Source organism: Leisingera thetidis (genome assembly GCF_025857195.1).
GTDB lineage: Bacteria > Pseudomonadota > Alphaproteobacteria > Rhodobacterales > Rhodobacteraceae > Leisingera > Leisingera thetidis.
The window spans coordinates 1212752-1234556 of the sequence record NZ_CP109787.1; the positions used below are offsets into that span (position 1 = coordinate 1212752).

The window sequence follows — 21805 nt, forward strand, 5'->3', positions numbered from 1 at the left end:
GTTACAGTTTGGGAGAGACCCCGAAAAATGGGGCGGAGCGAGGCATATAGTGGCGGTATTCCCATGACTGAGATGGTCTATGGCGCAGTTCCTGTGCAAACAGGCGAGCCGATTCTTCCGAAATGGTGGCGGACGCTGGATAAATGGACGATGTCCTGCATCCTGATGCTGTTCGTGATCGGGCTGCTGCTGGGCCTTGCCGCCTCGGTGCCGCTGGCGGAGCGCAACGGGTTCGGCAATTTCCACTATGTGCAGCGGCAGGCGGTGTTCGGGCTGACAGCGCTGGCGGCGATGCTGGTCACCTCGGTGATGTCGCCGACGCTGGTGCGGCGGCTGGCGGTTCTGGGCTTTGCGGTGTCCTTTGTGGCGCTGGCGTTCCTGCCGATCTTCGGCACCGATTTCGGCAAGGGCGCGGTGCGCTGGTACAGCTTGGGCTTTGCCTCGCTGCAGCCGTCGGAATTCCTCAAGCCCGGGTTCATCGTGGCCGCCGCCTGGATGATTGCCGCCAGCCAGCAGATCAACGGGCCGCCGGGCACGCTGATGTCCTTTGGCCTGTGCATGGCGGTGGTGATGATGCTGGTGCTGCAGCCGGATTTCGGCCAGGCCAGCCTGGTGCTGTTCGGCTGGGGGGTGATGTATTTCGTGGCCGGCGCGCCGATGCTGCTCTTGGTGTTCATGGCCGGGGTGGTGGTGCTGGGGGGCGTCTTTGCCTATAACAGCTCGGAGCATTTTGCCCGCCGCATCGACGGCTTTTTGAACCCCGATGTCGATCCCACCACCCAGCTGGGCTATGCCACCAACGCCATCCGCGAGGGCGGTCTGTTCGGCGTCGGCGTCGGCGAGGGGCAGGTGAAATGGTCGCTGCCCGATGCCCACACCGATTTCATCGTTGCCGTCGCCGCCGAGGAATACGGGCTGGTTCTGGTGGCGGTGCTGATCGTGCTTTACGCCTCGATCGTGGTGCGTTCGCTGCTGCGGCTGATGCGCGAGCGCGACACCTTCATCCGCCTCGCCGGCACCGGCCTGGTCTGCATGTTCGGCGTGCAGGCGATGATCAACATGGGCGTCGCCGTGCGGCTGCTGCCCGCGAAGGGCATGACCTTGCCGTTTGTCAGCTATGGCGGTTCGTCGCTGATTGCCACCGGCATCGCGGTGGGGATGCTGCTGGCCTTCACCCGCACGCGCCCGCAGGGCGGCATTGCCGATTACCTGAACGGCCGCGGCCGCTGACGAGACTGGAAAAGAGACCCCCTGAGGATGGCACAGAAACTGCTTTTGATGGCCGCGGGCGGAACCGGCGGCCATATGTTTCCGGCCCAGGCGCTGGCCGAAGAGATGCTGGCGCGCGGCTGGCGGGTGAAGCTGTCGACGGATGCGCGCGGCGCGCGCTATACCGGCGGCTTTCCGCATTCGGTTGAGATTTCCGAGGTGTCCTCGGCCACTTTTGCCCGCGGCGGGCTGCTGGCCAAGGCGCTGGCCGGGCCGAAGATTGCGGCGGGCGTTGCGTCGATGATGATGCAGATGCGGCGGGAGCGGCCGGATGCGGTGATCGGCTTTGGCGGCTACCCGTCGATCCCGGCGCTGGGGGCGGCCACGCTTTTGAAACTGCCGCGGATGATCCATGAGCAGAACGGCGTGCTGGGCCGTGTGAACCAGCTGTTTGCCAAGCGGGTGGCGGGGGTTGCCTGCGGCACCTGGCCTACGGTGCTGCCGGACGGCGTCGCGCATGAGCATGTCGGCAACCCGGTGCGCCGCGCGGTGATGGAACGGGCCGGCGCCGCCTATATCCCGCCGGGCGATTACCCGATGTCGCTCCTGGTGATGGGCGGCAGCCAGGGCGCGCGGATTCTGTCCGATGTGGTGCCTGCGGCGGTTGCCGCGCTGCCGGGCCCGATCCGCCGGCACCTGCGGGTGTCGCATCAGGCGCGGGACGAGGATCTGGACCGGGTCAATGCCTTTTACGCCGAACATGGCATCAACGCCGATGTGCAGACCTTTTTCACCGATGTGCCCGCGCGGATGTCGGAGGCGCAGCTGGTGATCTCGCGCTCCGGCGCGTCGTCGGTGGCCGATATCTCGGTGATCGGGCGGCCCTCGGTTCTGATCCCCTTTGCCGCTGCCGCCGGCGATCACCAAAGCGCCAACGCCCGTGGGCTGGTTGATGCCGATGCCGCGGTGATGATCCCGGAAAGCGCCCTTGATATCCCGGTGCTGGCGGAGCATATGGGCGCAATTCTGAGTAACCCGCAGGCTGCGGCGCAGATGGCCGCAGCCGCTTTGAGCGCCGGGGTTCCCGATGCCGCCGAACGTCTGGCGGCATTGGTCGAACAGCTGGCCGAGGAAGGATAACGTGATGAACCCTGCAACCAAACTGCCCGGAGACGTCGGCCCGATCCATTTCGTGGGGATCGGGGGCATCGGCATGTCGGGCATCGCCGAGGTGCTGCTGAACCTGGGCTACATGGTGCAGGGCTCGGACCTGAAATCCTCCAAGATCACCGCCCGGCTGGAAGAGCTGGGCGCGCGCATTTTTGTCGGCCAGAAGGCGGAGAACCTGGACGAGGCCGCGGTGGTGGTGATTTCCTCGGCGATCAAGCCGGGCAACCCGGAGCTGGACGAGGCCCGCCTGCGCGGGCTGCCGGTGGTGCGCCGCGCCGACATGCTGGCGGAACTGATGCGGCTGAAGTCCAACGTCGCCATCGCCGGCACCCACGGCAAGACCACCACCACCACGATGATGGCGGAGCTGATGGTGGCCGGCGGGTTCGATCCGACCATCGTCAACGGCGGCATCATCCATGCCTACGGCTCCAACGCGCGGATGGGGCAGGGCGAGTGGATGGTGGTCGAGGCGGATGAGAGCGACGGCTCCTTCAACCGGCTGCCCGCGACCATTGCTGTCGTCACCAATATCGACCCGGAGCACATGGAGCATTGGGGCGATTTCGACACCTTGCGCGACGGGTTCCTGGAGTTTGTCTCCAACATTCCGTTCTACGGCATCGCCGTCTGCTGCACCGACCATCCCGAGGTGCAGGCGCTGATCGGGCGCATCTCCGACCGCCGGGTGGTGACTTATGGCTTCAACGCGCAGGCCGACGTGCGGGCGGTGAACCTGACCTACAAGGCGGGTGTTGCGCATTTCGACGTGGTGCTGCAGGCGGAGGACCGGGTGATCGAGGGCTGCACCCTGCCGATGCCGGGGGATCACAATGTCTCCAACGCGCTGTCCGCCGTCGCGGTGGCGCGGCATCTGGGCATGAACAGTTCCGAGATCCGCGCCGCACTTGCGGCCTTTGGCGGGGTGAACCGCCGCTTCACCAAGGTGGGCGAGGTGAACGGCGTCACCATCATCGACGATTACGGCCACCACCCGGTGGAAATCGCGGCGGTGCTGAAGGCGGCGCGCCAGGCCAGCGAGGGCCGGGTGATCGCGGTGCATCAGCCGCACCGCTATTCGCGGCTGTCGAGCCTGTTCGATGATTTCTGCGCCTGCTTCAACGAGGCCGATGTGGTGGCGATTGCCGAAGTCTTCGCCGCCGGCGAGGAGCCGATCGAAGGCGCCAGCCGCGACGATCTGGTGGCGGGCCTGATCCGCCATGGCCACCGCCACGCCCGCGCCATCCTCAGCGAGGAAGACCTGGAGCGGCTGGTGCGCGAGCAGGCGCGGCCCGGCGATATCGTGGTCTGCCTGGGCGCCGGCACCATCAGCACCTGGGCCAACGGCCTGCCCGCGCGGCTGGAGCGGTGAGGGCTGCGGGCAGCAGAGGGGGCGCTGCCCCCCGCCGCCTGCGGCGGCTCCCCCCGGGATATTTCCGGCCAGAAGTAGCTGGCGGGCTGAGGAGCGGCACATGACGCTTTCCCTGACCCTTGCCGCGGTCTGGGCGCTGGCGGCCAATGTGCTGGCGCTGATCCCCAGCCGCGACAACCACTGGACCCGCGCCTATGTGCTGATCGCCTTCGGCATTCCGCTGCTGGGCTATGTCACCTATGAAAACGGCCCCTGGTGGGGGCTGGCGGTGCTGCTGGGCGGCATGTCGGTGCTGCGCTGGCCGGTGATCTATCTGGGGCGCCGGATCAGGCGCGCTGTCAGCCGCTGACGGCGGCGGGAATTTGCCTGCGTTTACGGATTGTTTTCAGATTGCATGCTACTTATGCGGGAGTAGTTCTTATCTTTGTTGCCGCCGGCGCGGGTTTTGCCGGCCGTGGAGTCCGGGATGGCCGCTGTTGTTGCAATCTGGATGGCCTTCGGGGCCGTTTGGCTGATCGGCTTTTATTATCTTGCACGGTTCCAATGGCGCCGGCTGGCCGCGGGCCTGGTGCTGTTCTGGGCGGCTTTGCTGGTCTGGCTGGCTCCTGGCCTGTTTCACAGGAACCACGATCATGGACTTTGGTTGTCTCTTTATTTCTGCGGCCATCTTGTTTACGGACTGTGCGCGTTCACGGGCTGGAACTTGGGGCGAAGAAAACGATGGCGGCGCAAACTGAAATCAACCTTCCGGCGGCTCGCGGGCGGCTTTCCCGGCACAAACCGCTGGCGGAGCTGACCTGGCTGCGCGTGGGCGGGCCTGCGGACCATCTTTTCCAGCCTGCGGACGTCGAGGATCTGGCTGCCTTCCTGCGCCAGCTGGATCCGTCGGTGCAGGTGTTTCCGATCGGGGTCGGCTCCAACCTGATCGTGCGGGACGGCGGCCTGCGCGCGGTGGTGATCCGGCTGGGCCGCGGTTTCAACGGCATTTCGGCGGAGGGCGGCATCGTCACCGCCGGGGCGGCTGCGCTGGATGCGCATGTGGCGAAGAAGGCCGCCGATGCCGGGATCGACCTCACGTTCCTGCGCACCATTCCCGGCTCGGTCGGCGGCGCGGTGCGGATGAATGCCGGCTGCTACGGCAGCTATACGGCGGATGTGTTCGTCTCTGCCACCATCGTGACCCGGGCGGGGGAAATCCGCGAGATCACCGCGGAGGAGCTGCGTTTTCAGTACCGCCAGACTGCCTTTCCCGAAGGCGCGGTGCTGGTATCGGCCAAGCTGCGTGGCCCCGCGGGCGACCCGGCAGAGCTGCACGCAAGGATGGAAGCACAGCTGCGCAAGCGCGATGAGACCCAGCCGACGCGCGACCGCTCGGCAGGCTCCACCTTCCGCAACCCGGCGGGGTTCTCTTCGACGGGGCAGGCTGATGACGTGCATGATCTGAAGGCCTGGAAGGTGATCGACAATGCCGGCATGCGCGGTGCCCGCCGCGGCGGTGCGCAGATGAGCGAGAAGCATTCCAACTTCCTGATCAACACCGGTGGCGCAACTGCCGCAGATCTGGAAGGTTTGGGCGAAGATGTGCGGAAAAAGGTTTACGACGATTCCGGCATCACGCTAGAGTGGGAAATCATGCGGATTGGTGATCCGCTTCCCGAATAACTGAAAAACCGGTGCGTTTCCAAGGGCTTTGCGGCCAGGCGCACAGGTCAGGCAGCTGCCGGTGCAGGGCCTTGGGGGGCGGAAACCCTGGAAACTGGTAAAGGCAGCGTTAACAGCCCGGTAAGATTTCGGGCGTTAGGGTGCCGAAGAGGCGGCAAGGAACTGCCGGTTTGCGGAGCGGACCGCGCCGCATGCTCCAGGGCGCAGGGCCGCGCGAGAATCAGCCGGGCTGCATCCGGCGCAGAGAGACAAGGCGGACCCGCTCAGGGGTTCCAAAAACCAGGGGCGCAAAGCCCCGCATATTGAGGCGCTTGTGGTGAGTAAGTCGAGCAGGGCACTCCCGAAAGTCGCGGTGCTGATGGGCGGACCGTCGGCCGAACGCGAGGTATCGCTGTCCAGCGGCCGCGAATGCGCGGCGGCGCTGCGCGGTGAGGGGTATGAAGTTGTCGAGGTGGATGCAGGTCCGGACCTGCACGCGCGTCTGGCGGACGTGAAACCGGACGTGGTCTTCAATGCCCTGCACGGGCGCTGGGGCGAGGACGGCTGCGTCCAGGGGCTGCTGGAATGGCTTGGGCTGCCCTATACCCATTCCGGGGTGCTGGCCTCGGCGCTGGCGATGGACAAGCAGCGCTCCAAGGAGGTCTACCGCGCCGCCGGTCTGCCGGTGGTGGACAGCGGCCTGTTTGCCAAGGAGGACGTCGCTGCCGGCCATGTGATGGCGCCGCCCTATGTGGTGAAGCCCAACAACGAAGGCTCCAGCGTCGGCATCTACATCGTGCAGGAGGCCGCCAACGGCCCGCCGCAGCTGTCGGAAGAGATGCCCGCCGAGGTGATGGTCGAGACCTATGCGCCGGGGCGCGAGCTGACCACCACGGTGATCGGTGACCGGGCGCTGACGGTGACCGACATCCTGACCGACGGCTGGTATGATTACGATGCCAAGTACAAGCCGGGCGGCTCGCGCCATGTGCTGCCCGCGGATCTGCCGCGGGAGATCCATGACCTGTGCCTGGAATACGCGCTGAAGGCGCATGAGGTGCTGGGCTGCCGCGGTGTCAGCCGCACCGATTTCCGCTGGGACGAGGCGCGCGGCGCCGCCGGGCTGATCCTGTTGGAGACCAACACCCAGCCCGGCATGACGCCGACCTCGCTGGTGCCGGAGCAGGCGGCCTTCTGCGGCATGACATTCGGTGCGCTTTGCGCCTGGATGGTGGAGGATGCCTCATGCAACCGCTGAAGGGCCGCTTTCGCCGCAGTGGCGAGGGGCGGGCGGACCCGGCGCCGTCGCGGCTGAAGTACCGGCTGCAACGCTGGATGCTGACGCCGGGCATCCGGTTCGGCCTGCGGTTCGGGGTGCCGTTCTGCCTGATCTTTGCCGCGGGTAGCGCGTATCTGGCCGATGAGGCACGCCGCGATGCGCTGCAGGGGCTGATCAGCGACGCCCGTGCCGCGGTCGAGGAACGGCCCGAGTTCATGGTCAACGTGATGGCGGTGGACGGGGCGGGCGCCAGCGTGGCCCAGGACATCCGCGAAGTGGTGCCGGTGGAGTTCCCCGTCAGCTCGTTCGATCTGGACCTGGAGCAGGTCCGGGATGTGATCACCGGGCTGGATCCGGTGAAGACCGCCAGCGTGCGGATCCGTCCGGGCGGCATCCTGCAGGTGGATGTCGAGGAGCGCACGCCGGCGCTGATCTGGCGCAGCCGCGAGGGGCTGGCTCTGCTGGACGAGAATGGCATTCACGTGGCCGAGCTGGGCCGCCGCAGCCTACACCCGGACCTGCCGCTGATTGCAGGCAAGGGGGCGGCCGGGCATGCGGCGCAGGCGCTGCGGCTGTTTGCGGCGGCGAAACCGCTGGGGCCGCGCCTGCGCGGGCTGGTCCGGGTCGGCGAGCGGCGCTGGGATGTGGTGCTGGACCGTAAGCAGCGGATCATGCTGCCGGCGGAAAACCCGGTGCGCGCGCTGGAGCGGGTACTGGCGGTAAGTGAAGTGCAGGATTTGCTGGAACGCGATGTGGCGGCGGTGGACATGCGCCTGGCTGGGCGCCCGACCATCCGCATGACCGAAGACTCGGTGGAAAACTGGTGGCGGATCCGGCAGTTGAACGGGGGCGGGCAGTAGCATGACAGATCTCTATCAATCCCAGCGGGCGATGCGGCAGATGCGGCGCCAGGCGATGCAGCGCGGCGTGGTCGCCATTCTCGATGTCGGCAGCTCCAAGATCGCCTGCCTGGTGCTGCGCTTTGACGGCACCGGCCGCCTCAGCGAGGACGGCTCGATCGGCGCCTTGGCGGGGCAGTCGGGATTCCGGGTGATCGGTGCCGCAACTACGCGGTCGCGCGGGGTGCAGTTCGGCGAGATCACCGCCATGCAGGAGACCGAGCGCGCCATCCGCACCGCGGTGCAGGCGGCGCAGAAGATGGCCGAGGTGCGGGTCGATCATGTGATTGCCTGTTTTTCCGGCGCCAATCCGCGCTCCTACGGGCTGGATGCCAAGCTGGACCTTGAGGGGCAGGTGGTGTCGGAGCATGAGGTGGCGCAGGTGCTGGCCTCCTGCGAGGTGCCCGAATACGGCGACGGCCGCGAAGTGCTGCACGCGCAGCCGGTGAACTTTGCGCTCGACAACCGCACCGGCCTGGCGGATCCGCGCGGCCAGATGGGGCAGACGCTGGCGGCCGACATGCACATGCTGACGGTCGATGCGATTGCGGTGCAGAATCTGGTGCGCTGCATCCAGCGCTGCGACCTGGAACTGGCGGGGATCGCGTCGTCGGCCTATGCCTCCGGGTTTTCCGCGCTGGTCGAGGATGAGCAGGAACTGGGGGCTGCCTGCATCGACATGGGCGGCGGCGCCACCTCGATCTCGGTGTTCATGAAGAAGCACATGATCTATGCCGATGCGGTGCGCCTTGGCGGCGACCACATCACCAGCGACATCTCGATGGGGCTGGGGGTGCCGCTGGCCAATGCCGAGCGGATCAAGACCTTCCGCGGCGGCGTGCATGCCACCGGTGCCGACGACCGTGACATGATCGAAATCGGCGGCGATACCGGAGACTGGGAGCATGACCGCCGCACCGTCAGCCGGGCCGAGCTGATCGGCATCATGCGGCCGCGGGTCGAGGAAATCCTGGAGGAGGTGCGGGCGCGGCTGGATGCGGCCGGCTTCGAATACCTGCCCAGCCAGCAGATCGTGCTGACCGGCGGCTCCAGCCAGATCATGGGGCTGGACGGGCTGGCGAGCCGCATTCTCGGCCAGCAGGTGCGCCTGGGGCGCCCGCTGCGGGTGCATGGCCTGCCGCAGTCGGCAACCGGGCCGGGCTTTGCCTCGGCGGTCGGCCTGTGCCTGTTTGCCGCCCATCCGCAGGATGAATGGTGGGATTTCGACATGCCTGCCACCCGCCATCCAGCGGGCACTCTGGGCCGCGCCGTGCGCTGGTTCCGGGACAACTGGTAGGCTCTTTCATTTCTGACTGGCGTATCAAAGAGGGCGTGACAGCGCCGGCAGGACCCGTTAGGTTGTTCTTAACGCCCGCGGCAAACGCGGCGAGTCAGCAGGCCGGGCAGTGGCCAGCCAAGGTATACGAAGACCTCTTCCGCAAGCCCCGGTTTTGCGGGTGGCAGAGTTGTGTTGTGTGCTGCTTGTGCTGAAACCGCAATATCTGCTAGGGACGGCGAAATACCGCGTTTTTATCTCAGAATGAGACCCTATTTTGTGGCACTTTGTGCTTTTTGGGATGACGTAACACGTGCTGCGCGGTAAGATTATGGTGAATAGGACAGGAATAAGCCCTTTGCGGGAGGGCGGGTAACACAGGCGGTATGAGCATGACGTTGAATCTATCGATGCCCGGGCAGGAAGAGTTGAAGCCGAAGATCACGGTATTTGGTGTCGGCGGGGCCGGCGGCAACGCCGTCAACAACATGATTGCCAAGGAATTGGATGGGGTCGAATTCGTCGTCGCCAATACCGACGCGCAGGCGCTGCAGCAGAGCTCGGCCAAGAGCCGCATCCAGCTGGGCGTGAAAGTGACCGAAGGCCTGGGCGCCGGCGCCCGCCCGCAGGTGGGCTCGGCGGCGGCCGAGGAGAGCATCGAGCAGATCGTCGACCATCTGGCCGGCGCGCATATGTGCTTCATCACCGCGGGCATGGGCGGCGGCACCGGCACCGGTGCGGCGCCGATCATTGCGCAAGCCGCGCGGGAGCTGGGCGTGCTGACCGTCGGCGTGGTGACCAAGCCGTTCCAGTTCGAAGGGCTGAAGCGGATGCGCCAGGCCGAAAGCGGTGTCGAGAGCCTGCAGAAAGTCGTCGATACGCTGATCATCATCCCGAACCAGAACCTGTTCCGCCTGGCCAATGAGAAGACCACCTTCACCGAGGCGTTCTCGATGGCGGACGACGTGCTGTACCAGGGGGTCAAGGGCGTCACCGACCTGATGGTGCGCCCGGGCCTGATCAACCTCGACTTTGCCGACGTGCGTGCGGTGATGGACGAGATGGGCAAGGCGATGATGGGCACCGGCGAGGGCGAGGGCGAGGACCGCGCGGTGCAGGCCGCCGAGAAGGCGATTGCCAACCCGCTCTTGGACGAAATCAGCCTGAAGGGCGCGCGCGGCGTGCTGATCAACATCACCGGCAGCCACGACCTGACCCTGTTCGAGCTGGACGAGGCCGCCAACCGCATCCGCGAGGAAGTGGATCCGGACGCCAACATCATCGTCGGCTCGACCCTGGACACCGGCATGGAAGGCCGGATGCGGGTCTCTGTCGTGGCCACCGGCATCGATGCGGTGGATGTGAACACCGACATGCCGGTGCCGCGCCGCCCGATGTCGGCGCCGCTGCGCCAGACCGTCAGTGTCGAAAGCACCCGCCCGGCGCCGCTGGAGCTGGAAACCCCGGTTGCGCAGCCGGCCGCAGCGGAAGCCGCGCCTGCACCGGCGCCTGAGGTTCCGGAAGCGGCCGCAGCCCTGGAGGAGCCGTCGCTGTTCGAAGAGATGAACGCGCAGCAGGCGGCCGCACAGGAGCAGGCCGAGGACCTTTTCGAAGAGCCGGAGCAGATTGCCGACGACGGCCTGCCGCCGCCGGCCTATCAGCCGCAGGTGCCGGAATTCCGCCCCCAGGCGGACCGGGCCGAGCCGCAGGCGGATGCCTTTGTCGCGCCCAAGGCGCCGGCGCCGGGCACCCCGTCGCCGCAGGCGCTGGAGCGGCTGCAGGCCGCGGCGCAGCGGGTTCAGCAGCCGCAGGCCCAGCAGCCGCGCCCGGCAGCCGCGCCGGCACCGCAGCAGCAGCACCAGCCGCAGCAGCATAGCGCACAGCATCAGCCCGAAGGCCAGCGCCGCTTTGGCCTGAATTCGCTGATCCACCGGATGACCGGCAGCGCCGATGCCCCGGCGGCCAAACAGCAGCCGCAGGCGGTGCGCCAGCAGCCTGCCATGCATGCGCCGGCCCCCGCGGCGCAGCCGCAGCAAGCGCAGGCACAGCAGGCGGATCCCGATCAGGAACGCATCGAAATCCCCGCATTCCTGCGCCGCCAGGCCAACTGAGCCATCACATATCGCGCCGGAAAAGCCGCCTGAGGGCGGCTTTTTCTATTGTATTTACATGGCCTTGCGCTGTTCTGAGCGGTGTTTTGCTTATCTGTTACAGCCATGTTTCAAACCGTTACAAAGATTGAGTTGTAGGTTTTTTTGCAAAACCTTAACTCTCTTCCGCAACACGGCCCCTGAGGCCGGAAACAATGAAACGAGGCGCAACGTGCAGAATACGCTCAAGGCATCGGTGGCATTCGAAGGGGTCGGCCTGCATTCCGGCAAGCCCGCGCGCATGATCCTGATCCCGGCTCCGGCCGGCCATGGCATCATCTTCAAACGCACCGACATCGCATTGGGCAACACCGTGGTTCCGGCGCGCTGGGACCTGGTGGAGCGCAGCCCGCTCTGCACCCGGCTGGTCAATGCGGCCGGCGTCAGCGTCTCCACTGTCGAACACATCATGGCGGCGCTGGCCGGCTGCGGCGTGCACAACGCGCTGATCGAGATCGACGGGCCGGAAGTGCCGATCGCCGATGGCTCCTCGGCGCCGTTCGTGCGCGGCATCATGACGAGCGGCGTGCAGAGCCAGGGCGTGCCGATCATGGCCTATGAGGTGCTGAAGCCGGTGACGGTGGAAACGGACGGCGCCCGCGCCACCCTGCTGCCCAGCGACCGGCTGACCATCGAATTCCACATCGACTTTGCCGAGGCCGCCATCGGCCGCCAGAGCAAGGTTCTGGACATGCGCAACGGCAGCTTTGCGCGCGAGCTGTGCGACAGCCGCACCTTCTGCCGCCAGGCGGATGTTGAAACCATGCAGGCCAACGGCCTCGCCCTGGGCGGTGTGCCCGGCGAAAACGCGGTTGTGTTTGACGGGGAACGGGTCGAGAGCGGCGCAGGCCTGCGCCATTCGGACGAACCTGTACGCCACAAGATGCTGGATGCGCTGGGGGATCTGGCGCTGGCCGGGGGGCCGGTCTTGGGGCGGTACGTTGGGGAGCGCGCGGGGCACGCGCTGACCAACACCTTGCTGCGTGCCCTGTTTGCGGAGCCGGGCGCAGTCCGGGCCGTCGTCTGCGATGCAGCGATGACAGCACGGCTTCCGGGGCAGGGGCTGATCTGGTCGGAGATCCCGGCCGAGCAGCGCCGCGTGGCATAAGGCAGAGAAACAGGAACGAGCGGCGGATTGGCCCGGGACGTGAATGTCCCGGGTCTTTTCCTGCCGGCGGGCCGGTTGCCGCGCCGGGAAGCCAAGCGCAGCCTTGACCCGCGCCGGCTTTCTCTGCCATGTGAGCGCGGAAGTGGCGAAAGGCGTTTTGCGCGCCATTTGAATATGCTAGAGACAGCATAACCGGGGCGGACACCCGTAAGTCAAAGACGGTGAGGTTAGGCACTATGAACGGCATCAGGGCGGGAGCCAAAACCCTCGGCGCGGTCCTTCTGATGGCGGCCCTTGCGGGCTGCGGCGGAGACGGCGGCGCGGTCAAGCGGGGCGAGTCGCTGGAGGCCTTCTCACCAGAGCAGATCTACGAGCGCGGCGAGTTCGAGCTGGCGCAGAAACAGCCCAAGGATGCCGCCTATTACTTCTCCGAGATCGAGCGCCTGTACCCCTATTCCGAATGGGCCAAGCAGGCGGTGATCATGCAGGCCTTTGCCTATCACGGCACCAAGGATTACGAGAACAGCCGCGCCGCCGCGCAGCGGTTCATCGACTTCTACCCGGCGGATGAGGATGCAGCCTATGCCCAGTATCTGCTGGCGCTGAGCTATTACGACCAGATCGACGAAGTGGGCCGCGACCAGGGGCTGACCTTCCAGGCGCTGCAGGCGCTGCGCACGGTGATCGAGGTCTATCCCGACAGCGAATATGCCACGTCGGCGATCCTGAAATTCGACCTGGCCTTTGACCATCTGGCGGGCAAGGAGATGGAAATCGGCCGCTATTACCTGCGCCGCGGCCATTACACCTCGGCGATCAACCGGTTCCGCGTGGTGGTGGAGGACTTCCAGACCACCAGCCACACCGCCGAGGCGCTGCACCGTCTGGTCGAGGCCTATCTGTCGCTGGGCCTGACCGATGAGGCCCAGACCGCCGGCGCCATCCTGGGCCACAATTTCCAGTCCACCGAATGGTATGAGGACAGCTACAAGCTGCTGACCGCAAACGGGCTCAAGCTCCGCGACCGCGGCAACAACTGGCTGAGCCAGATCTACCGTCAGACAGTAAAGGGGCAGTGGCTGTAACGGCCGCTGCGGCACGGGGGCGGGGCAATGCTGCGCGCGCTTGATATCCGGGATATCCTGATCATTGATCATCTGGAGCTGAATTTTCAGCCCGGATTGAATGTGCTGACCGGCGAGACCGGGGCGGGGAAGTCGATCCTTCTCGACTCGCTTGGCTTTGTGCTGGGCTGGCGCGGCCGGGCGGAGCTGGTGCGCCAGGGCGCGGCCCAGGGCGAGGTGCTGGCGGAGTTCGATCTGCCCGAGGGCCATCCCGCGCATGCGATCCTGGAAGAGGCCGGCCTGCCCGGCGGCAGCAGCCTGATCCTGCGCCGGGTCAATACCGCCGAGGGCCGCAAGACGGCCTGGGTCAATGACCGGCGCTGCTCGGGCGAGGTGCTGCGGGCGCTGTCGGAAACCCTGGTGGAGCTGCACGGCCAGCACGATGACCGCGGGCTGTTGAACCCGCGCGGGCATATGGCGCTGCTGGATCAGTATGCCGGCACCCAGCCGCTGCTGGCCGCGGTGCGCGCGGCCTGGGCGGGGGCCGCCAAGGCGCGCAAGACGGCGGCGGCTACCCGCGCCGCGCTGGACGCGGTGCGGGCGGAGGAAGAGTTCCTGCGCCATGCGGTGGCCGAGCTCGACAAGCTGGACCCGCAGCCGGGCGAGGATGAGACACTGGACACCCGCCGCCGCCAGATGCAGGCGGCGGAGCGCATCCGCGGCGACATCGCCCGCGCCCATGCGCTGCTGAGCGAGGGCGCCGAGACCGCCATGGGCGAAGCGCAGCGCTGGCTGGAGGGCGTTGAAGGCCAGGAGGAAGATACCGGGCTGGACGCGCCGCTGGCGGCGCTCAGCCGCGCGATGATCGAGCTGGGCGATGCCCAGGACGGGGTCGGGCGGGTGCTTGATGCCCTGGAGTTCAATCCGGGGGAGCTGGAAGACTGCGAGGAGCGCCTGTTTGCCATCCGGGCGCTGGCGCGCAAGCACGGGAAGCTGGCGGATGAGCTGGGGGAGTATGCCGAAACCCTGCGAGCCAAGCTGGCGGCGCTGGACGCGGGCGACCAGGACCTGGCCGATCAGGAAGCAGCTTTGAAGGCGGCGGAGGCGGCCTATGCGCAGGCCGCCAAGCAGCTGGGCGCCGTGCGCCGGCAGGCGGCCGCGGCGCTGGACAAGGCGGTGATGGCCGAGCTGGCGCCGCTGAAGATGGAGCGGGCGGTGTTCGAGACCCGCATCACGACGGCGGAGCCGGGGCCTGAGGGCACCGATGCGGTGGCCTTTACCGTTGCCACCAACCCGGGCGCCCCTGCGGGGGCGCTGAACAAGATTGCGTCGGGCGGCGAGCTGAGCCGGTTCCTGCTGGCGCTGAAGGTCTGCCTGCGCGGCGAGGATGCCAGCAAGACGCTGATCTTCGACGAGATCGACCGCGGCGTCGGCGGCGCGACGGCCGATGCCGTGGGCCGCCGCCTGCGCAGCCTGGCCGGCAGCGGCCAGGTGCTGGTGGTGACCCACTCGCCGCAGGTGGCGGCGCTTGGCGGCCATCACTGGCAGGTGCGCAAGCAGGTGATCGACGGCATGACCCTGTCGCAGGTGGTGCCGCTGGCCGAGACCGAGCGGGTGGATGAGCTTGCCCGCATGGTGTCAGGTGATACCATCACCGACGAGGCCCGCGCTGCGGCCCGTGCATTGCTGGCCGGATGACCCGCCGAAAAGACCGGCCGGGTGAGGGTTCTTTAACAGGCTTATGGCAGCTATAGGCTATTGAAATCAAAAGAACCGCTGGCAGGTTATGGTGCAAGACATCCGTTCGTCCCTTTCTGCAGCTTCCGTGCGGTGGCTGGCCGGCCTGAAGGATATCTGGCGGGTGCTGCGCCACCGCGGCCCCAGCCAGTTCCAGTTCTGGCTGATCGCGCTGCTGATCGGCATCGCCGCAGGCTTTGCCGCGCTGTTCTTCCGCAAGGGGATCGCCGCGCTGCAGGCCTGGGTATACGGCGCGCCGGATGTCGACTACCTGCATTCTTTTGCGCAGGGCCTGCCCTGGTACGTGCTGGTGTCTATCGCGGCGGGCGGCGGGCTGGCGGTCGGCCTGATCCTGGACCGCTTCACCCCGGACGGGCGGGTGCGGGCGGTGGCCGATGTGATCGAGGGCGCGGCGCTGCGGGACGGGCGGGTGGAAATCCGCGCCGGCGCCGCCTCGGCGCTGGCGTCTTTCATCACGCTCTCCACCGGCGGATCATCGGGGCGGGAAGGGCCGGTGGTGCATATGGCCGGGGTGATCGCCACCTGGGTCAGCAACCGGATCAACGCCGACGGCATCACCGGGCGCGACCTGTTGGGCTGCGCGGTGGCGGCGGCGGTCTCGGCCAGCTTCAACGCGCCGATTGCCGGCGCGCTGTTTGCGATGGAGGTGGTGCTGCGGCATTTCTCGATCAATGCATTTGCGCCGATCGTGGTGGCCTCGGTTGCGGGCACGGTGATCAACCGGCTGGAGTACGGCGATGTCACCGAGTTCACCTTGGCCACCCCCGGCGCGCTGCAGTTCTATGTCGAGCTGCCCGCGTTCCTGATCCTCGGCCTGATCTGCGGCCTGGTGGCCGTGGCGCTGATGAAGGCGATCTTCTTTGCCGACAGGGTGGGCAACAGGGTGCAGCGGCACCTGCATCTTCCGCGCTGGCTGCGCCCGGCGGTGTCGGGCGCCATGCTGGGTGTCATTGCCGTCTGGTATCCGCATATCATCGGCGTCGGCTATGAAACCACGGTGCTGGCGCTGACCGGCGGGCTGCTGCTGGGGCAGGCGGTGATCTTCACCGTGGTCAAGACGGCCGCCGTGGCGGTCACCATGGGCGGGCGGATGGGCGGCGGGGTGTTTTCGCCCTCGCTGATGATCGGGGCGCTGACCGGGCTGGCCTTTGGCCTGATCGCCACTGCGGTGCTGCCGGATGTGTCGGGCACCCATACGCTGTATGCCTTTGCCGGCATGGGGGCGGTGGCCGCGGCGGTGCTGGGGGCGCCGATCTCCACCACGCTGATCGTGTTCGAGCTGACCGGCGACTGGCAGATCGGCCTGGCGGTGATGGTGTCGGTGTCGATGTCCACCGCGCTGGCCTCGAGGCTGGTCCACCGGTCGTTCTTCCTGACCCAGCTGGAACTGCGCAACATCCACTGCGCCGCCGGGCCGCAGGCTTATCTTTTGGCGCTGATCCGCGCCGGCGCCGTGATGCGCCCGATGGGCGACAGCCGCTGCGCTTCGCTGGAGGACTGCCAGGCGCTGGCGGAGCAGGGGCTGGGCATCCGCGCTTCCGCCTCGCTGGAGGCGGCGATGCCGGTGTTCGACCGCGCCGATGTGGCCTGGCTGCCGGTGCTGATGGAGGACGGCGGCAGCGAGGAGATCATCGGCGCGCTTTACCATGTGGATGCGCTGAAAGCGTACAACCGCGCTCTGGCCGCGACCGCCGCCGAGGAGCACAGATAGGCCGCAAACGCCGGGCGGCCCGGTCTGGCGGTCTTGCGGCGGGCGGAGGCTGCACCGGAAGGGGGAAAAATTCACCGCATTTCCCCGGACCTGTGCGAATTCGGTGACACGTAAAGGTAAAGTAAATATTTTCGTTGCTCGGAAGCGGAGCCTGACCCAACACTGTGAGTGGAACACAGCAAGGCTTACTCACTTCGGCAGGAAATCATGCGAAACTTCGAAATCGGCCCGCAAGAGGCTGGTGCGAAAAACAAGACGAACGAGCGGGAAAACGAACGGGCGGCACTGGAAGCGGTGATCAACTACGCGATCCAATGCGCGCACGAAACGGATATCCTGGGCGCAGGCGACGCGCTGGAGGAAGCCAGGCTGAACCTCAGCCGGGCGGTTCTCACCTGAGCCTGTCCCCGCGCCTGCGCAACTGGCCCGGCCCCCGCTGAGAGAGGCGGGCAGGCACGGGCTGCCGCTGCCGGTGTCCGTCCCCGGTCCGGCTGGAAACGGAAACACCGGCGCCAGGGCGCCGGTGCGGAAGTGTTCCGGACATGTGATCCCCTGCCGGCGGGCCGGCAGGCTGCGGCGGCGCCGCAGCCGCAGCAGGCGGATCAGACCTGTTCAACCTTGACGGAGTCGCTCAGCACGAAGGCCAGGTAGCCTTTGATTTCCGCCACCGCCCCCAACGGATCCTCATAGCTCCAGGCCGCGTTTTCGGTGACCGAGGATTTGTTGGCGATCGAAAAATAGCTGGCGTCCCCCTTGTGCGGGCAATGGGTGGACTTGCTGGTCCGGTCGAGGAAGGCCATGGCGATATCGTCACGCGGGAAATAGATGACCGGATCCATATCGCCCTCGCTCAGCTCCAGTGCATTGGATGTTTCCCCCAATACGGCGCCGCCGGAGCGGACGGTCCAGGTGCCTTCGGCCTTGCGGATACGGATAGTTGTCATGCGTGCTTTCCCATTCTTCTTGTTCGTGTCGTCGTGTTGTTCAGTCTATGTAGCAGCCTATGCAACAGCACTGTGTCACAAGGGGGCGGTTGCGGCATCAAGCCACGCCTTTGCGGCGGGGCTGAGCTGCGGGCCGGTCTTTGCCGCCACCTCCTGGTGATAGGCGTTGAGCCAGTCCCGTTCACCGGCGGACAGCATAGCAGCATTCACCAGCCGCCGGTCAACCGGGGCAAAGGTGAGGGTGCGCCAGCACAGCATGTCGCGCTCCGGGTCGCCGGTGTCAAGGGGCGGCGCCTCCTGCACAACCAGCAGGTTCTCGATGCGGATGCCGAATGCGCCCTCGCGGTAGTAGCCGGGCTCGTTCGACAGGATCATGCCGGGCTCCAGCGGCACATGGCTGGTGCGGGCCAGCCGCTGCGGGCCCTCATGCACGCTGAGATAGGCGCCGACGCCGTGGCCAAGCCCGTGGTTGAAGTCCTGCCCCGCCAGCCACAACGGCATCCGGCCGATGCATTCGATGTCACGGCCCGCCAGCCCCTTGGGCCAGCGCAGGCGGGACATGGCGATCATCCCCTGCAGCACCCGGGTATAGGCGTCGCGCTCCTCTTCTCCGGGCGTGCCAATGGCGATGGTGCGGGTGATGTCGGTGGTGCCGTCCAGGTACTGGCCGCCGCTGTCGAGCACCAGCAGATGGCCGTCCTCCAGCCGGGTGTCGGTTTCCCCGGTGACCCGGTAGTGCATCACGGCGCCGTTCTCGCCGGTGCCTGCGATGGTCTCAAAGCTGATGTCGCGCAGGGCGGGGTCGGCGCTGCGGAAGCCTTCCAGCTTCTTCACCACGTCTGTCTCGGTGATCGTTCCGGGCGGCTGCGCATCGAGCCAGGCCAGCATTTCCACGATGGCGGCACCGTCGCGCAGATGCGCGGCAGCGCTGCCTTCGATCTCGGCGGTGTTCTTGCGCGCCTTGGGCAGGGCGCAAGGGTCGCCTGCGGGCACCATGCGGTCTCCCAGCGCGTCGGCCGCGATCTGCGGCAGGGTGCCGGACTCCGCGGCGACGGAACCATTGAGCGCGGCCGCCGCCTTGAGGAAGTCTTCGGGCGGGTGCACGGTGACGGTGCTGTCGAAATGGCCCTCAAGGGCTGTGAGCTTCTCCGCCGCCATGAACAGGTCGACCCGCGCGTCGCTGTGCAGGATGGCAAAGCCGTGCGCCACCGGATTGCGCGCCACATCGCGGCCGCGGATATTGAGCAGCCACATGATGCTGTCCGGCAGCGTGATCACCGCCGCCGCCTGGCCTGCATCCCGCAGGCCCTTGGCCAGCCGCGCGCATTTGTCCGCGGCGCTTTCGCCGGCGTATTCGATCGGGTGCGCGGTGACGGGCTGCATCGGCGGTGCGGGCTGGTCCGGCCAGATCCGGTCCACCAGGTTTCCGCACTGCAGAAGGGTGATGCCGCTGCCCTCCAGATCCCGCGTCAGGGATGTGATCTGGCCTGCTGCATGCAGCCAGGGGTCGAACCCTATCCTGCCGCCGCCGGGAAGCTGCTTCTTCAGCCACTCCGCCAGCTGCACCTCGGGCCAGGGCACCGGCGTGTAATCCGCTGCCACCTGGCGCTTCACCTGGGTGCGGTAGCGGCCGTCGATGAAGACACCTGCAATATCGCGCAGCACCGCGCAAAAGCCGGCCGAGCCGGTGAAGCCGGTGAGCCAGGCCAGCCGCTCGTCCCGCGGTGCCACATATTCCCCCTGATGGGCGTCGGAACGGGGCACCAGGAACCCGTCCAGCCCTTCGGCGGCCAGTTCCTTGCGCAAGGCTGCCAGCCGCGGCGGGCCCTGTTCCGGGCGGGCGGTCGCATCGAAAGTCTGATACATCGGCGTCTCTCCTGATGACGGGCGGGGGGCGGCGGGACGGGGTCCCGGAGGCCGCGGCAAAGACAGGCGCGGCCCAAGCGCGCGCCCTTGTTGTCCCAAATCGCTCCGGTGCTGGCAAGGGCGGCAGCGGCGGGAAATCATCGGACCTGACGGCACACCGCGAGGGGAAGGCTCCCGCCCGGCCCCGGGGCATCAAAGATGCCCTCAAAGGCCCGTTGGGCCGGGCGCCGGATGCCAAGGCATCCGGCGCCGCCGCGCGCGTCGGCGCGCGGCCATGCCCAAGGCTGAGGACGGCATCTTTGATGCAGGCCAAAGGCGCGGGAGAGCGCCCTTGCCGCTTGCAGGGCGGGATCAGCCGGCGCGTTTGATGCCCATCACCCGGGCGCGGGCGCGCGGGTCGCTGTCGAACAGCGCCGCCAGCTGCTCGGTCATCGCGCCGGCCAGCTGTTCCACATCGGTGATCGTCACCGCGCGCTGGTAATAGCGGGTCACATCGTGGCCGATGCCGATCGCCAGCAGCTCCACCTGCTTCTTCTTCTCGACCATGGCGATCACGTCGCGCAGGTGCTTCTCCAGGTAGTTCGCCGGATTCACCGACAGCGTCGAATCGTCCACCGGCGCCCCGTCGGAGATCACCATCAGGATCTTGCGCGCCTCGCGCCGGCCCGCCATCCGCCGGTGCGCCCATTCCAGCGCCTCGCCGTCGATGTTTTCCTTCAAGAGGCCCTCTTTCATCATCAGGCCGAGGTTGGCGCGGGTGCGGCGCATCGGGGCGTCGGCGCCCTTGTAGATGATGTGGCGCAGGTCGTTGAGGCGGCCGGGCTGCTGCGGGCGGCCCTCGTTCAGCCAAGCCTCGCGCGCCAGTCCGCCTTTCCACGCGCGGGTGGTGAAGCCGAGGATCTCGACCTTCACACTGCAGCGCTCCAGGGTGCGGGCCAGAACATCGGCGCAGATCGCCGCGATGGAGATCGGGCGGCCGCGCATCGAGCCGGAATTGTCGAGCAGCAGCGTCACCACGGTGTCGCGGAATTCGGTGTCCTTTTCGACCTTGAACGACAAGGGCGTGGTCGGGTTGGCGACCACACGGGCGAGGCGGCCGGCATCCAGGATGCCTTCCTCGCGGTCGAACTCCCACGAGCGGTTCTGCTGCGCCTGCAGGCGGCGCTGCAGCTTGTTGGCCAGCCGCGACACCGCGCCCTTCAGCGGTTCCAGCTGCTGGTCGAGATAGGCGCGCAGCCGCTCCAGTTCGGCCGGTTCCGCCAGATCCTCGGCCGCAATCTCCTCGTCGTTGGTATCGAGGAACACCTTGTAATCCGGATCCGCCTCGGAGGCGGGCGGCGGGGCAGGCGGCTCCAGCGGCGCCTCGCCGTCGGGCATCTCGGTGTCCTCGGCCAGCTCCTCGTCGGCCATTTCGTCCATCGAGACCTGGGCCTGGCTTTCGTCCTGCTGCTGTTCCTGGCTCTGCTCGGGGCTGGCGTCGGCCTGTTCCTCGTCCGAGTCGTCCTGGCCGGTGCTGTCCGGATCGTCCTGTTCCTCGGCGCCCTCTTCGGCCTCGTCGCCCGCGTCGTCGTCCAGCTCATCCGGGTCATCGCCCAGCTGGTCGCCATAGCCGAGATCGGAAATGATCTGGCGGGCGAATTTGGCAAATTCCGTCTGGTCGGCAATCTTGTCCTGCAAATCCTCCAGCGTGCCGCCGGCCTGGGATTCGATGAAGCCGCGCCACAGCTCCATGATGTTGGCAGCCCCTTCGGGCAGCGGGCGGCCGGTGGCGAGATGGCGGATCAGATAGCCGGCCGAGGCCGCCAGCGGCGCCTCGGAGGAGGATTTCATCTGGTCATAGCCGCGCCGGATCGACTCGTTGCGGATCTTCACATCGATGTTCGACGCGGTGCCGGGCATGTGGCGCGCGCCCATCGCCTCGCAGCGGGCGGTTTCCATCGCCTCGTAGAGATCGCGGGCCATTTCGCCCTGCGGCACGTAGCGGGCGTGGGTGGCATTGTCGTGGAATTTGTGGCGCAGCGCCAGCGCGTCGGCGGTGCCGCGGGCCAGCAGCACCTCTTCGCGGCTCATCCGGCGGGAGACCTGCGGCAGCCGCATCGAGTCGCCCGAAAGCCCCGAAGGGTCGACCGTGTAGCTGACCGACAGCTCGGGGTCGTTGGCCATCACCTTGGTGGCTTCGGCCAGCGCCTTCTTGAACGGATCGGCTGGGTTGTCGTTCGGCTTTTTCATGGTCGCAAGGTGTCCTTGGTCGAAGCATTCCGCCAAGAGCAGCCGATGTCCAGCCTTCTTTGGAGTTATCAAAGGGCAGTGCCCGGCCGCGGGCGGGAAACGAAGTGCCCGCCCGTGGGGGCGGTCGGG

General features: G+C 67.1%; 18 protein-coding genes. 15 read left to right on the plus strand and 3 right to left on the minus strand.

The genetic code is table 11. The annotated features are described in order from the left end of the window. The first annotated feature begins 63 nt into the window (after positions 1-63). The 15 genes from ftsW to OKQ63_RS05890 all read left to right on the plus strand — a co-directional run bounded on the left by ftsW (position 64) and on the right by OKQ63_RS05890 (position 17036). Positions 64-1230 carry a putative lipid II flippase FtsW gene (ftsW, locus tag OKQ63_RS05820; protein ID WP_264213013.1) on the plus strand — a complete coding sequence of 389 codons (1167 nt, stop codon included), beginning with the start codon at positions 64-66 and terminating at the stop codon, positions 1228-1230. A 27-nt stretch (positions 1231-1257) separates the two neighbouring features. Continuing rightward, the gene (locus OKQ63_RS05825) at positions 1258-2349 is read left to right on the plus strand and encodes a UDP-N-acetylglucosamine--N-acetylmuramyl-(pentapeptide) pyrophosphoryl-undecaprenol N-acetylglucosamine transferase (protein ID WP_264213014.1); all 1092 of its coding nucleotides are present in this window, start codon (positions 1258-1260) and stop codon (positions 2347-2349) included. Positions 2350-2353: 4 nt separating this feature from the next. Further along, a complete protein-coding gene (murC, locus tag OKQ63_RS05830; protein WP_264213015.1) occupies positions 2354-3751 on the plus strand; it encodes a UDP-N-acetylmuramate--L-alanine ligase in 1398 nt (465 codons plus the stop codon). Positions 3752-3851: 100 nt separating this feature from the next. After that, entirely contained in the window at positions 3852-4100 is a 249-nt protein-coding gene (locus tag OKQ63_RS05835) for a DUF2484 family protein (protein ID WP_264213016.1), read from the plus strand. A 117-nt stretch (positions 4101-4217) separates the two neighbouring features. Continuing rightward, positions 4218-4547 carry a hypothetical protein gene (locus OKQ63_RS05840; protein ID WP_264213017.1) on the plus strand — a complete coding sequence of 110 codons (330 nt, stop codon included), beginning with the start codon at positions 4218-4220 and terminating at the stop codon, positions 4545-4547. Then, on the plus strand, positions 4472-5413 hold the full coding sequence (murB, locus tag OKQ63_RS05845; RefSeq protein WP_264213018.1) for a UDP-N-acetylmuramate dehydrogenase: 942 nt from the start codon (positions 4472-4474) through the stop codon (positions 5411-5413). Before OKQ63_RS05840 ends, murB begins: the two co-directional genes overlap by 76 nt. Before the next feature lie 358 nt (positions 5414-5771). Then, positions 5772-6650, plus strand: a complete 879-nt coding sequence (locus OKQ63_RS05850; RefSeq protein WP_264213883.1) for a D-alanine--D-alanine ligase — start codon at positions 5772-5774, stop codon at positions 6648-6650. After that, complete coding sequence (locus OKQ63_RS05855) at positions 6638-7531, plus strand: cell division protein FtsQ/DivIB (RefSeq protein WP_264213019.1); 894 nt, start codon at positions 6638-6640, stop codon at positions 7529-7531. Before OKQ63_RS05850 ends, OKQ63_RS05855 begins: the two co-directional genes overlap by 13 nt. A gap of 1 nt (position 7532) precedes the next feature. After that, the gene (gene ftsA / locus OKQ63_RS05860) at positions 7533-8867 is read left to right on the plus strand and encodes a cell division protein FtsA (RefSeq protein WP_264213020.1); all 1335 of its coding nucleotides are present in this window, start codon (positions 7533-7535) and stop codon (positions 8865-8867) included. A gap of 371 nt (positions 8868-9238) precedes the next feature. Next, the gene (gene ftsZ, locus OKQ63_RS05865; RefSeq protein WP_264213021.1) at positions 9239-10957 is read left to right on the plus strand and encodes a cell division protein FtsZ; all 1719 of its coding nucleotides are present in this window, start codon (positions 9239-9241) and stop codon (positions 10955-10957) included. A gap of 211 nt (positions 10958-11168) precedes the next feature. Further along, a complete protein-coding gene (lpxC, locus tag OKQ63_RS05870; RefSeq protein ID WP_264213022.1) occupies positions 11169-12104 on the plus strand; it encodes a UDP-3-O-acyl-N-acetylglucosamine deacetylase in 936 nt (311 codons plus the stop codon). Positions 12105-12340: 236 nt separating this feature from the next. Beyond that, on the plus strand, positions 12341-13189 hold the full coding sequence (locus OKQ63_RS05875; protein WP_264213023.1) for an outer membrane protein assembly factor BamD: 849 nt from the start codon (positions 12341-12343) through the stop codon (positions 13187-13189). 27 nt (positions 13190-13216) lie between these two features. Further along, a complete protein-coding gene (recN, locus tag OKQ63_RS05880) occupies positions 13217-14866 on the plus strand; it encodes a DNA repair protein RecN (protein WP_264213024.1) in 1650 nt (549 codons plus the stop codon). Positions 14867-14954: 88 nt separating this feature from the next. Next, positions 14955-16637 (plus strand): chloride channel protein, encoded by a 1683-nt coding sequence (locus OKQ63_RS05885; protein WP_264213025.1) that lies wholly within the window; start codon positions 14955-14957, stop codon positions 16635-16637. Positions 16638-16844: 207 nt separating this feature from the next. Continuing rightward, positions 16845-17036: a hypothetical protein gene (locus tag OKQ63_RS05890; RefSeq protein WP_264213026.1), complete on the plus strand. Its 192-nt coding sequence runs from the start codon at positions 16845-16847 to the stop codon at positions 17034-17036. A gap of 203 nt (positions 17037-17239) precedes the next feature. On the opposite strand, the gene OKQ63_RS05895 is transcribed toward OKQ63_RS05890, so the two are convergent. The 3 genes from OKQ63_RS05895 to cobT form a co-directional block, all read right to left on the minus strand. Next, positions 17240-17581: a DUF427 domain-containing protein gene (locus OKQ63_RS05895; protein WP_264213027.1), complete on the minus strand. Its 342-nt coding sequence runs from the start codon at positions 17579-17581 to the stop codon at positions 17240-17242. 75 nt (positions 17582-17656) lie between these two features. Then, complete coding sequence (locus tag OKQ63_RS05900) at positions 17657-19447, minus strand: aminopeptidase P family protein (protein ID WP_264213028.1); 1791 nt, start codon at positions 19445-19447, stop codon at positions 17657-17659. Positions 19448-19798: 351 nt separating this feature from the next. Continuing rightward, on the minus strand, positions 19799-21676 hold the full coding sequence (gene cobT / locus OKQ63_RS05905) for a cobaltochelatase subunit CobT (protein ID WP_264213029.1): 1878 nt from the start codon (positions 21674-21676) through the stop codon (positions 19799-19801). Positions 21677-21805: the final 129 nt, after the last annotated feature.

Excerpts from the sequence above, each read along its gene's own strand:
- OKQ63_RS05835 (WP_264213016.1), top strand. The coding sequence starts at position 3,852 with ATGACGCTTTCCCTGACCCTTGCCGCGGTCTGGGCGCTGGCGGCCAAT.
- ftsZ (WP_264213021.1), top strand. The coding sequence starts at position 9,239 with ATGACGTTGAATCTATCGATGCCCGGGCAGGAAGAGTTGAAGCCGAAG.
- ftsA (WP_264213020.1), top strand. The coding sequence starts at position 7,533 with ATGACAGATCTCTATCAATCCCAGCGGGCGATGCGGCAGATGCGGCGC.
- OKQ63_RS05825 (WP_264213014.1), top strand. The coding sequence starts at position 1,258 with ATGGCACAGAAACTGCTTTTGATGGCCGCGGGCGGAACCGGCGGCCAT.
- ftsW (WP_264213013.1), top strand. The coding sequence starts at position 64 with ATGACTGAGATGGTCTATGGCGCAGTTCCTGTGCAAACAGGCGAGCCG.
- murC (WP_264213015.1), top strand. The coding sequence starts at position 2,354 with ATGAACCCTGCAACCAAACTGCCCGGAGACGTCGGCCCGATCCATTTC.
- OKQ63_RS05855 (WP_264213019.1), top strand. The coding sequence starts at position 6,638 with ATGCAACCGCTGAAGGGCCGCTTTCGCCGCAGTGGCGAGGGGCGGGCG.
- OKQ63_RS05890 (WP_264213026.1), top strand. The coding sequence starts at position 16,845 with ATGCGAAACTTCGAAATCGGCCCGCAAGAGGCTGGTGCGAAAAACAAG.
- OKQ63_RS05885 (WP_264213025.1), top strand. The coding sequence starts at position 14,955 with ATGGTGCAAGACATCCGTTCGTCCCTTTCTGCAGCTTCCGTGCGGTGG.
- recN (WP_264213024.1), top strand. The coding sequence starts at position 13,217 with ATGCTGCGCGCGCTTGATATCCGGGATATCCTGATCATTGATCATCTG.
- OKQ63_RS05850 (WP_264213883.1), top strand. The coding sequence starts at position 5,772 with ATGGGCGGACCGTCGGCCGAACGCGAGGTATCGCTGTCCAGCGGCCGC.
- OKQ63_RS05840 (WP_264213017.1), top strand. The coding sequence starts at position 4,218 with ATGGCCGCTGTTGTTGCAATCTGGATGGCCTTCGGGGCCGTTTGGCTG.
- OKQ63_RS05900 (WP_264213028.1), bottom strand. The coding sequence starts at position 19,447 with ATGTATCAGACTTTCGATGCGACCGCCCGCCCGGAACAGGGCCCGCCG.
- murB (WP_264213018.1), top strand. The coding sequence starts at position 4,472 with ATGGCGGCGCAAACTGAAATCAACCTTCCGGCGGCTCGCGGGCGGCTT.
- OKQ63_RS05895 (WP_264213027.1), bottom strand. The coding sequence starts at position 17,581 with ATGACAACTATCCGTATCCGCAAGGCCGAAGGCACCTGGACCGTCCGC.
- OKQ63_RS05875 (WP_264213023.1), top strand. The coding sequence starts at position 12,341 with ATGAACGGCATCAGGGCGGGAGCCAAAACCCTCGGCGCGGTCCTTCTG.
- cobT (WP_264213029.1), bottom strand. The coding sequence starts at position 21,676 with ATGAAAAAGCCGAACGACAACCCAGCCGATCCGTTCAAGAAGGCGCTG.